Below are 15,928 nucleotides of genomic sequence, written 5' to 3' on the forward strand. Positions count from 1 at the left end.
CATCGAGACATTGACGCTTACACCCAACAAATTTGGGCTTTATCTTCTTAAGTTGACACCAATGGGCATTGCCGTGCCCCTACGGGTGTACCTCATGTAAACGAGAACCGCTATATTTGCTCACCCTGTATAGTGTTTTAAGCTAAAAATCTTTTAATTTGCATCCTCCAAAAAATAAATCTCTTGTGGGGTGGGCAACATGAGCGCCCTAGTTGTGCAATCTTATTTGCGCGACAGCTTAAATTGCATTTCTTGCGATCTAGGGGAACTCCAAGAAATAAATTATCCAATATTGTGGGGTGGGCATCCCTGACTTTTCACGCTATGTGGAAAAACAAACGCGAAACCTAACCCCCCAGCCCCCTTCCCTACCAGGGAATGGGGAGAATTCAAAGCCTCTCTCCTTGCAGGAGAGAGGAATGGAAGTGAGGTTTTCCAGATAAGAGTGAAAAGTCAGGTGGGCATCCTGCCCGCCCAGTTGATATGACTCTCGTGTCGCCCACCCCACAAGAGTTAATTGGATATTTTTTTATCGTAAATTAAAGGGTTTAAGAACCTGCAATCTATATGTAGCAGACATTTCAGTCCTTCTCTACGAGAGGCTGCGCCAACGGCTACGCTCAGGAACCATCGGGGTTTAAATCCCCCGGAGTTGCTCCTCTTGGGGTCTCCCCAAGACCGCACTCCACAAGTCTGAAATGTCTTTAATTTTGAATTTTGAATTTTGAATTGTTAATTGTCAGTTCCTAGTCCAAAAAACTAAGCAAAAGAGAAAAACCCTCCAGATGATTGAAATATCCAAAAATCTGAAGGGGTTGCATTTGATTTTCGCAATTTGGGTAACTTTTATTCTTTCCAGGCGAAACTAACTATTTGTTGTCAACTTGAAAATATTCGCTGTAATCCCCAGACTTTCTTCAAAAAGTGACTCACGACCCCAACGTTGTACCTGCTGACTCAGCAATGCTTCCGCCTTTTGCTCCGAAAGTGAAGTAACTTGTTGAAACAGACCGGCAGATTGGGCGCCGCCGTGGGTTTCCATCCGCATACAGCCACCAGTTTCTGAGCAAATTACTGTACCACAGTCTGCCTTCGGATTTGTCGAACTGAGGCGCAAAGCAATCAAGTCGCCGGCAATCTCACCCACATCAGCCAGGGGAACACCCGCTAACTCAGCTTCTACTTGCCGTTGGTCTTGGGCAATAAAGTGAATGCGAGTGATGTCGTAATCTCCAGTTTCCTTTTGATAGGAAACTGGCTGCCATTCTAGACGACTTGCTAGCCAACCCAAAAACAGCAAAGCTTGTGCGGGGTTGCCTTTTTCGTAATCAATAGTTACTCGGTCAACTTCCTTAAGGGCGGCGCGACGGTTAGGTGAGTCGTAGGCTTCAGCTGTCAATTCTTGCCATGCTGAGAGGCGACGCCAGTTGAGGTCAGCCAGGGGAACACCACTTTCTACTAACTCTTGGAGGCGGAGTAAATCACTTTCTGGCTCGTTAAAGCGGCAAGAATCCACAATCACGTTATTACAAACTGCTGACAGCCGCTTGAATAGACCATTGTTGGGGTCTGGTGTTGCTTTCCACCAAAGAAACTTTGGTAAGCCGCCAATTAACAATGCTGGAATCATGCCGCCTATACGTTCCAAGGCAGCAGCAGTTCCACTGAGAGTTATGTATTCACAACAAATTAGTGTACTTGACGATTGCTTTTGGATGGGACAATAGGCAGAAACTTGAGCCTTTACCCCTTTATCTTCGCCAGTAATGGGAAACAGGGCAATAATCCGGCAAGGATTGCGGAGGGCGATTTCATCAGCAATTCTAGGACTTGGGGCATTTAAGCTGGGAAGTTCAATAGAACCATTATCCCCCCCAGACCCGTTTCCTTGACGTTTGACGAATTCTTCTCTCAAGATTGCCAGGGTTTCAGGTGTTGCTGTTCCCGTATCTGGCAGTGCATGTTTTCTCTGCACTTGCCGCAAGGCAGCTTCCATCTGAGGCCCTAAAATCCCATCAAGGGGACCGTTGTAAAATCCCAAAGTAGCTAAAAGATACTGGGTTTCTTCTGGTTCATAAACCACTAAGCTAAATGTCGTAGCCCTAGTAGCAGCAGGAAGCCCACCGTCCTCGCCAGTGATGCCGTAACTTTGCCAAATTTGACTCAGTTCCGCATCTATTTCGTTAAGCGAAATATCTTTTGGTGCCTGAAGTGAATAAATTGTCGAAGATTGGGGAGCCATAGTAGTTTTGAGTTGTTAGCTTTGTTTGTTGAATAAGTTAGGAGTTAGGAGTTAGGAGTTAGAAGTTAGAAGTTAGAAGTTAGGCGATTTACAGGAATAAATATACCGCCGCCGTTGGTTTCGACTTCGCTCAACCAACTCAGAGATCGAGAGTTGAGCGAAGTCGAAACTCGCCAACACAGGTATTTTCTTTCTCGGAAATCACCTTAGAAGTTAGAAGTTAGGAGTTAGAAGTTAGAAGTTAGAATAAATGAAATTCCTAACTCAAAAACTATTAACTCATCACTCCTAATTATTAACTATTAACTCATCACTCCTAACTATTAACTCCTAACTTTTTACAGTCTGCGCCAGCGACGGCCATCTTGGTTAATTAAGAATTCTGCTTCTGCTGGTTCCCAGGTTCCGGCTTCGTACTGGGGAATAGTATTTGCGTCTGCGGGTGCATCCCAAACGGAAAGGGCTGGTGTTACTACCTGCCAAGCTGCTTCTACTTCGTCCGCGCGGGTGAACAATGTTTGATCGCCCATCATACAATCAAGGAATAAGCGATCGTAGGCATCGGATGTTGCTTGGATGCCAAAAGAACCATAACTAAAGTCCATGTCAACGGAACGGGTACGGAATTCTGCCCCTGGCATTTTCACATCAAAACGCAGGGAAATACCTTCATTTGGCTGAATCCGCATCGTCAAAATATTGGCGTTTGTTTGTTGCGCCGCAGATTGGAACATCCGAGACGGAACTTCGCGGAAGTGGATGGAAATCTCACTGACTTTTTTCGGCATCCGCTTCCCGGTACGCAAGTAGAAAGGCACACCTTTCCAACGCCAGTTATCCACCAAAAACTTCATCGCTACATAAGTGGGTGTGGTGGAGTTAGGATTAACGCCTGGTTCTGTCCGATACCCTGGCGCTGCTTCACCCTTCATCCAACCAGCACTATACTGACCGCGTACTGCTGACCGCGCCAGATTGTGAACATCAGCTAAACGGGTAGCTTTGAGTACCTTGACTTTTTCTGTGCGGATGCTGTCGGCATCCATTGCGTTGGGTGCTTCCATCGCCGTTAGGCAGTAAAGTTGCATGAGGTGATTTTGCAACATATCCCGGAGTGCGCCGGCGCTTTCATAGTAACCAGCCCGGTCTTCCACTCCCACGGTTTCTGCCACGGTAATTTGTACGTGGTCAACAAATTGACGATTCCACAACGGCTCAAAAATCGCATTGGCAAAGCGAAACACCAGCAAATTCTGGACTGTTTCTTTACCCAAGTAGTGGTCAATACGGTATACTTGGTGTTCTTTGCAAAATTTCTGTACCACTTGGTTAAGATTCTGGGCAGAAGCCAAGTCACGACCAAAGGGTTTTTCAATTACTAGACGATGTTTGTAGGGATCTTCTAGCATCCCGGCGGTTCCTAACTGCTTAATCGCTTCGGGAAAGAATGAGGGGGCAACGGAGAGGTAGAACATTCGATTACCTCGTGTGCCCCGTTTTTCGTCTAATTCAGCTAATAAGGTTTTGAGTTTTTGGTAGCCTTCCGGGTTGTCTATATCCCCAGGACTGTAGAACAGACCTTGAGAGAAGTCTTGCCAGAGTTCCCCTAAATCGACATCAGGATGCGCCTCTTCCATGCCCTTTTGCATTTGTTCACGGAAGTATTCGTGGCTCCATTCTCGACGTGCTACACCGACAATCGTAGTTTCTGGTGGTATACGCCGTTCTCGCCGCAATTTGTAAAGTGCTGGCACGAGTTTGCGCCAGGTGAGATCGCCAGAAGCGCCAAAAATGACTATAATCTGGGGTTCGGGCATCCTTTGTTGTTGCAGGCCAACTCGCAAGGGATTTTCTAGCAGACTAACCATAGGAATTTTGGATTTTAGATTTTGGATTTTGGATTTTGAGATTGGGGACTGGGTATTAGGGAGTGGGTATTGGGGATTGGGTATTAGGTATTGGGGATTGGTATTAGGAAAATTGCTTACCAGTCCCCAGTCCCCAGTCCCCAGTCCCCAGTCCCCACTCCCCAATACCCACTCCCCACTCCCTACACTGGTGACAATACCTTGATCTTTTCTTCTAAAGAGTTCATCAAGGACTGGAAGGGCTGGATGAATTTGTCAATACCTTCGGCTAACAGTTCATCCATTACGACATCGATATCGATGTTAATGTCGGGATCTTTGAGGTTTTCGATCAGCGTGTAGGCTTTGTCTACATCTGTTTCTAAGCGATCGCCTACGTTACAATGATCGGCACAAGCTTTAATGGTCGCTGGTGGTACGGTGTTGACGGTATCTCGACCAATCAACTCCTCGATATACATCACGTCTCTGTAGTTGGGGTCTTTGGTGCTGGTGCTAGCCCAAAGTAGCCGTTGTACTGTGGCTCCTTTGGCTGCTAAGGCTTGCCAACGCTCGCTTCTAATGATTTTCTTGTATTCTTGGTAGGCAATCTTAGCGTTAGCGATCGCTACTTTCCCTTTGACATCCAAGAGCTTTGCTTCCACGGCAATATCATCAACGCCTTTTTTCAACTTAGCATCAATTTTGCCATCAATGTTGCTATCAATCCGACTGAGGAAGAAACTAGCGACTGAAGCAATTTTACTGATGTCTTTACCCTCAGCTACCCGTTTTTCTAAGCCCTGAATGTATGCCCAAGTTGTGTTTACATAGCTTTCTACAGAAAACAGTAGCGTAATATTGACATTTATCCCATCTGCGATCGCCTGTTCCACTGCTGGTAAGCCAGATTCTGTACCGGGAATTTTAATCATCAAATTTTCCCGACCAATTTCTTGGAAATAGCGGCGGGCTTCGCTGATTGTGGCTTCAGTATCTTGGGCGATGGTTGGCGGGACTTCGAGACTCACATAACCATCTAGTCTATTGGAGGCTTCATAAACAGGGCGCAAAATATCACATGCATTACGGATATCTGCAAAAACTAGGGATTCGTAAATTTTGTATGTCGGTAAGCCAGCCCGAACTCCGGCTTCGATATCGGCATCATAAATAACGTTACCAGCGATCGCCTTTTCAAAGATCGCTGGGTTAGAAGTAATCCCAGAGATTCCTTGATTTTCAACCAGGTCTTTGAGTTCACCTGATTGAATAATGTCACGGGTCAAATTATCTATCCAGATACTTTGACCGTATTGCTTGATTTCTAGTAGATGGTTGGTAGTCATAGCTCTAATTTGTTTCACTCCTGTATAGTGATGTTTCTAAGTGAAGTTGGCAAAACCCATCAAATGTTGATGGTGACTTTTGAATTGTGGCGTTGCCAATCACTTATCGCATCGGCCAGCTGAGATAATCTTTAATACATCTTTAAGAAGTGCTATTCTCCATTCCCAATCCTAAATCACCATGATTAACTTTTAATTAATGCCAGAAGATAGACGCATCCTTGATACTTCTGTCTTTGTCTCCTAGTCTCGCATGGCAAAAATAACTATCCAGTCGAAAAAACTTCAAAAGCGTAATTTACAAGCTTTTTTTACCTGTCTTCTGCCTTATAACACTAGTGTCCGTTTTGAATAAAAGACTCCACCTTTGCTACATCCTCTTTGCTACCAATAATTAAAGGTGTGCGCTGATGCAGTTTTTTCGGCACGACATCTAAGATATTTACCAATCCGGTAGTAGCACGACCACCTGCTTGCTCAATCAAAAAGGCAAGAGGAGCGGTTTCATAAAGCAAGCGCAATTTCCCTTCTGGGTTTTGAATTGTCCCTGGGTAGAGAAACACGCCACCTTGAACCAAAATTCTATGAATGTCGCTCACCATTGCGCCGCTATAACGAGCGCTGTAACCTTCTGTGCGATGAACGTAGCGGATATATTCTCGAATCGATTCTTCCCACTGCCAGAAGTTACCTTCGTTGACGCTGTAAACTGACCCGTGGGTAGGAATGCGGATATTTTCTTCTGTGAGAATAAACTCTCCTAAGCTGGGATCGAGGACAAAGGAATGAACCCCCTTACCTATGGTATAAACCAGCATTGTGCAAGGCCCATACAGGATGTATCCGGCAGCGAGTTGCTTACGTCCATTGGTGAGGAGGTCAGTTGCCTTACCGTCGCTATCAGTTCCTTCTTGTTGGCGAATGGCGAAAATCGAACCTAAGCTGAGATTGTTATCAGTGTTGGATGAGCCATCAATTGGGTCATACAGCAGGGTATAGCGCCCAATGGGGCAATTTTCGGGGATGTAATAAGGATTTTCCATTTCCTCAGAAGCGAGGCGACAGACTAAGCCGCTTTGCTTAAACACTGAGATAAATACATCATTGGCATAGACATCCATCTTTTTGACAGATTCGCCTTGGACATTAACTTCCCCAGTAAATCCCAGAACGTCTTCCATTAAACCCGCGCGACTCATGCGGCGAGCAACCAGCTTGCCGGCTAGGGCAATACGATTCATCAGCGCACTTAAATCTTGTGCATCTGGTGAAAAACTCTGAAGTTGCTGGAGAACGTGACGAGATAAGGTAGTACAATCACGATCTAGAGCTTTGTCTGTAGCGTCGTAAGTAGATAAGTCTAAAGATTCTGGCGCTTTAGTCATTTTTGTGTTATCCGCAGCCACTAGCTGTTAGTTGGGTTTTAGTCGTGTATGGCAACTTATAGTAGTTGCTGCCTCTATCTTAGAAAGGTAATTTGATAACTGAGATGCGACTTTAGATAAACTAAAGAAATGAATTTTTAGTGACTCCTGCGCCCAAAGCGCAGATACGTAGTCGCTTGTCATAAACATTGCCAATATTGAGTGAATGATTTACTTAAATCAAATGACTACAGAAAGTAAGAAAGGCAACCAACCCACTAAGTATTACGTGTAGCCTGAGCTACCCTAAAGTTATGGTAAAACAGATTTAGATTTATTATTTGGGATTGAGAACTGCTGATGTTAAACTACAATCCATTAGAGTGCCTACCTTCATCAGCAGAATTGCCAGATTCTGATGACACTCCTGTGGATAACGAACTGCAAATATTAATTCCCAACTTATTGTTAGCCATATTAGCTGCTATTTGGCAAGCCCGTGATGATTGGTTTTTTGGTATCAACATGGGAATTTATTATACAGTCAATAAACCTGCCATTGTCCCCGATGGGTTTCTAAGTTTGGGTGTAGAACGTTTTGTTGGAGAAAATGGGCGTTCTAGTTATGTATTTTGGGAAGAAGATGGCATTTCTCCAATTTTATCGTTAGAAATTGTTTCCCAAACTTACAATTTTGAATACGAACAAAAGAAAGTAGATTATGCCCAATTAGGAATTTTGTATTATGTAATTTATGCACCAACCCGCTTACGTCGTAAGCGTCAGCGTTTAGAAGTTTATCGGTTAGTTAATGGTGAATATATTTTACAACCAGGCGATAAAATCTGGATGCCGGAAATTGGTTTAGGGATTGGAAGTGAACGAGGAACCTACCAAAGAATCACGCGAGAATGGTTGTATTGGTATGACGAAAATGGTAATAGATATTCAACACCAGAAGAAGTAACAATTGAGCAACAGCAACAACTAGAGCAAACTCAACAACAACTTCAAGAACTTTTAGCTAGATTACAAAAAAAGGGAATCAACCCAAATAATCTCTAAAGAAACTTAAAAATAACTAGGAACAAAAAATAAAAAAAGCCTTGAATAATAATATTGAAGGCTTTTTTATTTGTATGCTTAAACAAATTGTTCTATCCTTATCAATCGGAACCTCGCTATTTTCTTCTGCGTTTGCATCTATTCCCCAATATGATTTTCCTAAATAATTGACTAAAAACCCCCAAAAAAGGCGAGTTTTTCTGTATGCTTTGTGACTAAGTGCCTTAGCGATACATTTCCGGGAGTAAACATGGAACGCGCCATTTCTGCGTTAGGAATCTTGGTTTTTATCGGTATATCCTACGCCTTCTCAGTGAATCGTCGTGCGGTGCGTTGGCGAATAGTCGCGTGGGGTTTGGGATTGGAGTTTGTATTTGCCCTAGTAATTCTGAAAACTCCTTGGGGTTTAAATGTGTTTAAATCTCTGGGAGATATTGTCAGCCAATTTTTAGCATTTTCTGATGTCGGTGCCAAATTCGTCTTTGGAGAAAATTTTAAGGATCATTTCTTTGCTTTTGAAGTGCTGCCGACAATTATCTTTTTCTCTGCCTTCATCAGCGTCTTGTATTACTACGGCATTTTACAGCGAGTTGTAAATGTGATGGCGTGGGTAATGATGAAGACGATGAAAACATCGGGTTCTGAATCTTTATCCTGTGCAGGTAACATCTTTTTGGGGCCAACAGAATCGGCGCTGATGGTTAAACCTTACATAGCGAATATGACGCAATCGGAACTCCATGCCGTGATGACGGGTGGTTTTGCGACAATTGCCACCGGAGTACTAGGGGCATATCTTTCCTTTGGCATACCAGCAGAACACTTAATTGCTGCTTTCTTTATGACTGCTCCCACATCGTTGGTAGTATCAAAATTACTTTACCCAGAAACAGAAGTATCAGAGACGGTTGGTAAGGTAGAGATGAATGTAGAAACCAATTATGTAAATGTCATTGATGCTGCTACTACTGGAGCAATTGACGGTGTGAAGTTAGCAGTTAACGTTGCCGTGATGATTATGGCATTTTTAGGATTATTAGCTGCTCTAAATGCCCTGATGGGATGGTTGGGGGCATTTGTGGGTTTACCGCAACTGTCATTGCAGTGGATTTTGTCTTTTGTTATGGCTCCCGTGGCGTGGCTGATGGGTGTACCTTGGGCTGATTGCCGGCAGGTAGGGGCTTTATTGGGTACAAAGACAATTCTCAATGAGTTTATTGCTTTTTTGGATTTGAAGGCACTAATTCAAAGCGGTAAAATTTCCCAACGTGCAGTAATTATTGCGACTTACGCATTATGTAATTTTGCAAATATCGGTTCAATTGGCATTACCATTGGCGGCATTGCCGGAATAGCACCGAATCGTCAACATGACTTAGCTCGTATGGGTGTAAGGTCAATGATTGGCGGATTGTTGGCGGGTTTTATCACCGCTTCTATTGCTGGGATGTTGATTTGAACTGGGAATTGGGGACTAGGGACTAGGGCGTGTTGTCAAAGTCTTAGATCCCCCCAACCGCCCTTAAAAAGGCTTGCTCAAAATCTCTTAAAGTCCCCCAATTTATCGGGGGATTTAGGGGGATCTAAAAAATTAGGAGGCTAAACGAGTAGTTTGAAAACACGCCCTAGTAACCAATCCCCAATCCCCAGTTCAAATTTTTTGTAGATACTCAGGTGGTACATGATCCACTAACCAAACACCATTAGCAGAACAATAGAATATGTAACCAGCCTGATGCATTGCGGCAGTATTTACAGCAAAAACTACTGGTTTTCCATGTCTTGCACCAACCGTTTGTGCTGTTGCAATATCCTTCGATAAATGGATATGATTTCGTGACATTTTGCCAAGTCCTGTTTGCAGAATTGACTCTACAGATTTGCGTCCCGTACCGTGATAAAGCTCATCTGGAGGAATAACAGGTTCTAATTGTAAATCGACTTTTACACTATGTCCTTGGTTCGCACGAATCAGATTACCTGTAGAATCAAAAGCAAAGCGTTGTTTATCATTTAATTCAACTACCGCCTGTAATTCCTGACGGGTGAGCGGAAATTTGTTTGTAGCACAAGCGGTAAGTAGTTCATCAACACCAACCCAACCACCGGGAGCCAGTTGAATTCCAATTGCATCCGGTGTGTGTCGCAGATATTTACTGAGATATTTGCTGATTTTAACGAGGCGAGAATCACTCATTTAATTGTGGTTGGTATATACTACATCTATATGTTTTTATACTACACTAAATTTTTATTGATGGTAAATTGACAGAATTTGTCTCCCCATCATCGCTAATGCCATTCCAATCATGACAATGAGTGTCACCTTCCCACCAGGAACGAGTGATTGATTGATGCTATCTGAGTTTTCTTGTTCTTGACGTTGCTTCCAACTCATTAACGCCGGTATAATTCCACCGAGAACTGAAATACTAAATGTTCCAGTGTAATCTAAGGCAGTAAGAAAGATGCTGGGGTTGAGCGTTCCCAGAGTCATGGGAGGGAAAAGAACCAGCGAATAGAGGGGTAAGCGCCTAGAAAATCCGCCCTGTTCAGAGAGGAAAATATCTTTGAACAAATCCAGCAATCCGTATACAAATCCAATGAATGATGTAACGATCGCAAACTCTGAAAAAATGCATACTAGTACTCCTAACCATTCTCCCGCACCACCGGCTCGGAGAATTTGCAATGGGTTAAAAACAGTTCTACCGTCAGATGTGCTATGTAGCATATCGGGACTGACGCTTCCTAAAATTACGGCATTCCACGCCAAGAACATAATTAGAGGAATCACAGAACCAATAAAGATAGACTGACGAATTTTGCGGGCATCTCCTTCGAGCTGCGTCACAACTAGCGGCACAACGTTTTGGAAAAACAACGCCACAGACATGACTGAAATGGCACTACCAAGGGCACTCCAGTCCTGAAACAACAGTTGGGTAGTCTGAATGTGCCCTCCTGCCAAAAATAATAATCCCAAGAAGGAAACGATGACAATTCCGACAAAGGCGTTGTTTAATTTCTCAATAAACTTTTCTCGCCCAAGATACATAATGCCACCAAATAAGAGTGTGAAAGTTGTTGTGCCCACCCATGTAGGCAATATCTGCAAACCCCAGACTTTTCTCGCTGCAAATCCTAAAATCTCTCCGCCTTCGGTGATGTATGCCACTAACAGAGCATAGTGCATAAATAAATATGCGCCGCCGGCAATTCGCGCTCCCAACTTACCAAGGGTCTTGTCAACAATTCCCAAAAAACCTATACTTGGCCGCCCTTCTGTTCGTATGGTGTTTAAGGTAACTTCTGCAACCAGTAAACCAGAAACTAAGGCGTAGAGCCAAACAGCAATTAGTCCAGATGTAGATGGCACAATCCCAGATGGGAGGGTAACGGCTGGGAGGGCGAGAATCCCTGCTCCGACAGTGGTTCCCGCAATTAATGCAGTACTTCCCAATACACTACCCGGTTGATGATTGAGGTTTTTTCCATCAAATTCGAGATGAGAAAACAACCGAGTGACTTCCTCTGAATCTTTGAGAACAGTCTTTATGGGAACCATACTGAATATCTGTACTTAACCCAAACAATATTAGCATCTGGAAATATTGTTCACAAAAACCCTGATGCTCATGGTTTTTCAGTCAAATTTTTGTGGTCAATTAGCATTTGGGGCGATCTGACATTTTCTACTAACTATAGCGCTCCTCGGTTGAGTCTCATACAGACCTAACCCCCAACCCCTTCCCTACTAGGGAAGGGGAGTAAGATTCAAAGTCTCTCTCCTTTTAGGAGAGAGATTTAGAGAGAGGTTTTCCAGATACCGTGAAAAGTCAGTCCCTCTTTGTTGACACTAGTCGCATTAGTGGTAAAGCTTGTGCCCAAATTTGCTGTCTGAGTAATTTGTTAGAAAAGCCAGTGTAAAGGGAATACTTCAAACAAGACTCATTTATTTCCCAAAACCCGATGAACAGCAACAACCCTTTACAGACAATACAAACAACTTTCCATACGGCTTTAGGCGCTGTTAGCGAACTTACCACCCTACTTCAAGAACCCCAAAAACTTACAGATTACCTGACTAAAATCCAACAAAAACCGGATCAATTGTTCCAAGATTTAGCCGTAAAAGGCAAAAATATGGAACAAGATGTGACTAGTTTTTTTCAAAATTACTTTTGCGGAGGTGGTAACAAATCATCATACCCCAAATATATAGAACGGGCAGATGGACAGGCGTTTAATCAACCCTACGAAATCAAAGGCACAAAAATGTACGGCTTTGTCGTTGAAGGTTCAATGGCGAAGTTGCAAGAGGTGTGTGATAAATATCTCAACGATCCCAATAATGGGGACATTGAATATCGCCCAGCGACAAACTATCTCATTTTGACTTTCAACAAGATAGATTCTTTAAGTTCTATTTATGCACCCGACTATGATAAAGGAACTGTCCATGAAGAAGAAGCCATCTTTTGGATGTTAACAGTGGTAGGTAAAAGAGTCGGTCCCTTATTCATCGCCGAACGCCTAGCTTGCTTCATGCCTTACTTGTACGTGAATAATTCTCCCATCCTCGTTTCTGGTAGAGAAGTCTACGGCTTCTTTAAACAACTTGGCACATTTCAGATTCCCGACTTAAATCAAGAACCGGATTTATTAACCGTAGACACCTTAGTATTTAAAGAATTTTCTCCTACAAGTCAATCTCTAGATGCGCGTCTGCTGGAAGTTCAACGCATCAGTACAGGAGATGAACATCAAGCCATCCAAACATGGGACACCTTTGAAGAATCAGTAAGAGCGATCGCTAGCTTATTATTTGATAATGACGAGATTGCCATTCCTGGCTTACAGTTACCCTTCAATCTCCTCGAATATATTCTAAACAGAGTCGTCCCCCTCGTTACCCTCAAACAAATCCGCGACGTAGAAAACAGCAAAAAAGCCTGCTATCAAGCACTGATTGAATCCCCCATGCAACTACAAACCTTCTATGGCGGAAAACTCTTTGGCTTCAATGGTTTCGGCGATCAATTTCAATTAAAAATCAATAATTTCGCTAGCCAACCAATCGTCCAAGACTTAGGACTAGCCAAAGGTTATCCCGCAGGTAGCGAATCAGTAAATATCCCCGTAAAGCTTGGTTTCGTCTTGCACTTTGACTTCACCCTCAAAGACGGAAAAAGCGTTTGGCAAGCATCACAGAAAAATTAGTATGGGGCGAACATAATTCTCTGCTCTCTTACTAACCTACCGAGGCAGAAGTTGCGGCCATAAGCTAAAAATCTTTTAATTTGCATCCTCAAAAAAATGAATCTCTTGTGGGGTGGGCAACATGATCGCCCTAGTTGTGCAATCTTATTTGCGCGACATTACCACAATACAGTTCAGTTAAGCAATTTTTTCCTCCTCCTTCCTCTCTCTCCGTGTCCTCCGCGCCTCTGCGGTACCCTGCGGGAAGCCGTTCGCGTAGCGTCTCGTAGAGAAGCGTCTACGTTAAAAAATGACTTTGACTCTGTACGCCCAGACTTTCCCAACTAGCCACTTATCAGCAAAAACAACCATGTCCAAAACCGTTAAGCCAAAAAAGATCGCCATCTTAGGCGGTGGAATGGCATCCCTAACCACCGCTTATGAATTAACCAGTCAACCCGGGTGGGATAGTCTCTACGACATCACTATTTATCAAACAGGTTGGCGTTTGGGTGGTAAATGTGCAACAGGACGTAACATCAAACCCCATGCACCCGATCATCAACCCGACTACCGCATCGAAGAACACGGACTGCACATTTTTTTTGGATTCTACGAAAACGCCTTTCGTCTACTCAAGCAATGCTACGACGAACTTGGTGGCAACGGGCCTTTCAGCACCATAGAAGACGCATTCAAGCCCCACAGTCTCATTGTCTTAGAAGAATACATCAATCAAAATTGGGTAAATCTGCCTTTTAACTTCCCTACCAATTCTCTAGTCCCGTGGAAAGGTGGCGGCATTTGTTCCCTTTGGGATCATATCTGCACCACCATTGAATTCGTCATTGAGACTTACGCAGGAATTCATAATTACGAACAGTCTTATTCTTCCCAAAGTTTCTCAGCATCTCTTGCCAAACAAATAGCATTAGGCAAAGAGGTAATGGAATTTTTATCAGATAGTAGTCTCTTGCAGTTTCCTAGCCAGTTGATTCAGTTATTTCTGCAAAAACCCATCTTTTGGGGAGGATGGCTGAACAATATCAACCAATACATTGGTAATATCTTCCAAAACCTAGACTTGACTTCTGAAGGAATTTTCTTAAATCTTGCCCAGAACCTAGCTCAATCACTGCCCAGAAATCCGAAAACTCATAGACGCGAACATCACCAGTTAATTCTCAAGCTAATAGAGCGCTTTCAAACCCACTTGAGCAGTCAGATAGAATCTAAAATTGGACAAAATTCGGAAATCTTTTGGCGGTTAACACTCATCGACTTAGCATTAGCAAACATCCGGGGTTTATTAATAGATGAGATCATTGATTTTCGTTCCCTAGACAGTTTAGATGAGTACAATTACAATGACTGGCTACGAAAACATGGAGCTAGGGAATCAAGCGTTAAATCAGCATTTATTCGCGTTCTATACGATTTAGTGTATGGTTTTCCCGAAGGCAATACCAACAAACCGCAACTAGCAGCCGGAACAGCTATCCGTGTCCTCACCACCATCTTGTTCAAATACAATGGTGCCATCATGTGGAAAATGCAATCAGGGATGGCGGAGGTAGTCATCACTCCACTATATGAAGTGCTAAAGAGTCGCGGTGTAAAATTCAAATTCTTCCATGTTGTCAAGCAGTTGCACTTGGATAAAGATCAGCAATCAATAGCAAGCATCACCTTGGCTCGCCAAGTAAACTTAAAAAACCCAAAGCAAGAATATCAACCACTTATCAAAGTTAAAGACATTCGTTGCTGGCCTAATGAACCTCTCTATGATCAGATTGTCGATGAAGAAGCCCAAAAACTCCAAGACAAAGAAATTAACCTTGAATCACATTGGACACCTTGGCAAAATGTAGATAAAATTACCCTCACCAAAGGCGATGATTTTGATATTGTGCTGCTGGGAATTCCTATAGCCGCCTTACCCTCTATTTGTAGTGAATTGCTCCATGCCAAAAAAAATCCAGCTCATCAAAAATGGCATGATATGTTGCAGCAAGTCAAAACAGTAACTACTCAAGGTGGACAAATATGGCTTAAGCCTACCTTACCGCAATTGGGATGGAAACAATCGAGTCCTGTGCTAGGAGCTTACGTTGAACCATTTGATGTCTATGCAGATATGAGCGAGTTATTGCCAAGAGAAAATTGGCCTTCTGAGCATTATCCTTATAACGTGGCTTATTTCACCGGCGTAATTGCAGATCCAGGAATTCCGCCCCACACAGAATATCATTTTCCAGCTAAAGCCCAAAAAAAAGTAGAGCAACAAGCAATTGACTTCCTCAACAATCACATCGGACACCTTTGGCCTGATGCTACTAACCCCAAAAATCCCCAAGGTTTAAATTGGGATTTACTAGTAGATTTTCAAAACCGTCAGGGAGTAGAACGTTTTAAAGCTCAATACTGGCGAGTTAACATTAACCCATCAGAACGTTATGTACTGTCTGTACCTGGAAGTACCAAGTATCGACTCAAAACTGATGAATCTGGATTTGATAACCTTTACCTAGCTGGCGACTGGATTAACAACGGTTATAATTCCGGTTGTGTGGAAGCTACAGTGATGTCTGCAATGCAAGCGACACGAGCAATTTTAGACCAATGCTTCCATATAAAATACACCAAAGAAATTATTGGTGAGTGGGATTCTTGGTTCTAAGGGTATATTGAAATAAATGAAGTGCATTTTGACAAACCCAACAAAATTTAGCATTGTTTAGGGTGCCAAAACCTAGATTATTTTGGTAACATGATACATTTTTAAAGTTTGTTAGATAACCGACTTTAAAAATGTATTTATTATAGGATAATCATCTGAGGATTTTGAGAAATGTTGAA

General features: G+C 43.0%; 10 protein-coding genes. 4 read left to right on the top strand and 6 right to left on the bottom strand.

Annotated features, from left to right (window positions below; all coding sequences use genetic code 11):
- Positions 1-865: 865 nt before the first annotated feature.
- From opcA to fbp, 4 genes are all read right to left on the bottom strand, one after another.
- A complete protein-coding gene (gene opcA / locus V7K50_RS25490; protein ID WP_334964988.1) occupies positions 866-2,242 on the bottom strand; it encodes a glucose-6-phosphate dehydrogenase assembly protein OpcA in 1,377 nt (458 codons plus the stop codon).
- A 338-nt stretch (positions 2,243-2,580) separates the two neighbouring features.
- Positions 2,581-4,110, bottom strand: coding sequence for a glucose-6-phosphate dehydrogenase (gene zwf, locus V7K50_RS25495; RefSeq protein WP_334964990.1), 1,530 nt, complete (start codon positions 4,108-4,110; stop codon positions 2,581-2,583).
- A 182-nt stretch (positions 4,111-4,292) separates the two neighbouring features.
- Entirely contained in the window at positions 4,293-5,438 is a 1,146-nt protein-coding gene (gene tal / locus V7K50_RS25500) for a transaldolase (protein WP_334964992.1), read from the bottom strand.
- Positions 5,439-5,773: 335 nt separating this feature from the next.
- Positions 5,774-6,823, bottom strand: coding sequence for a class 1 fructose-bisphosphatase (fbp, locus tag V7K50_RS25505; protein WP_334964994.1), 1,050 nt, complete (start codon positions 6,821-6,823; stop codon positions 5,774-5,776).
- A 339-nt stretch (positions 6,824-7,162) separates the two neighbouring features.
- Here fbp and V7K50_RS25510 point away from each other — a divergent pair, with 339 nt between their 5' ends.
- Positions 7,163-7,867 carry a Uma2 family endonuclease gene (locus V7K50_RS25510; protein ID WP_334964996.1) on the top strand — a complete coding sequence of 235 codons (705 nt, stop codon included), beginning with the start codon at positions 7,163-7,165 and terminating at the stop codon, positions 7,865-7,867.
- A gap of 250 nt (positions 7,868-8,117) precedes the next feature.
- Positions 8,118-9,326 carry a NupC/NupG family nucleoside CNT transporter gene (locus tag V7K50_RS25515; protein WP_334965016.1) on the top strand — a complete coding sequence of 403 codons (1,209 nt, stop codon included), beginning with the start codon at positions 8,118-8,120 and terminating at the stop codon, positions 9,324-9,326.
- Between the two features lie 192 nt (positions 9,327-9,518).
- Here V7K50_RS25515 and V7K50_RS25520 read toward each other — a convergent pair whose 3' ends face one another.
- Positions 9,519-10,064: an RNA 2'-phosphotransferase gene (locus tag V7K50_RS25520; protein ID WP_334964998.1), complete on the bottom strand. Its 546-nt coding sequence runs from the start codon at positions 10,062-10,064 to the stop codon at positions 9,519-9,521.
- A gap of 54 nt (positions 10,065-10,118) precedes the next feature.
- Positions 10,119-11,435 (bottom strand): amino acid permease, encoded by a 1,317-nt coding sequence (locus V7K50_RS25525; protein ID WP_334965000.1) that lies wholly within the window; start codon positions 11,433-11,435, stop codon positions 10,119-10,121.
- 404 nt (positions 11,436-11,839) lie between these two features.
- Here V7K50_RS25525 and V7K50_RS25530 point away from each other — a divergent pair, with 404 nt between their 5' ends.
- Positions 11,840-13,090 (top strand): hypothetical protein, encoded by a 1,251-nt coding sequence (locus tag V7K50_RS25530; RefSeq protein ID WP_334965002.1) that lies wholly within the window; start codon positions 11,840-11,842, stop codon positions 13,088-13,090.
- A gap of 349 nt (positions 13,091-13,439) precedes the next feature.
- On the top strand, positions 13,440-15,749 hold the full coding sequence (locus V7K50_RS25535) for an NAD(P)-binding protein (protein ID WP_334965004.1): 2,310 nt from the start codon (positions 13,440-13,442) through the stop codon (positions 15,747-15,749).
- Positions 15,750-15,928 lie beyond the last annotated feature (179 nt).

The organism is Nostoc sp. (genome assembly GCF_036917135.1).
GTDB lineage: Bacteria > Cyanobacteriota > Cyanobacteriia > Cyanobacteriales > Nostocaceae > Nostoc.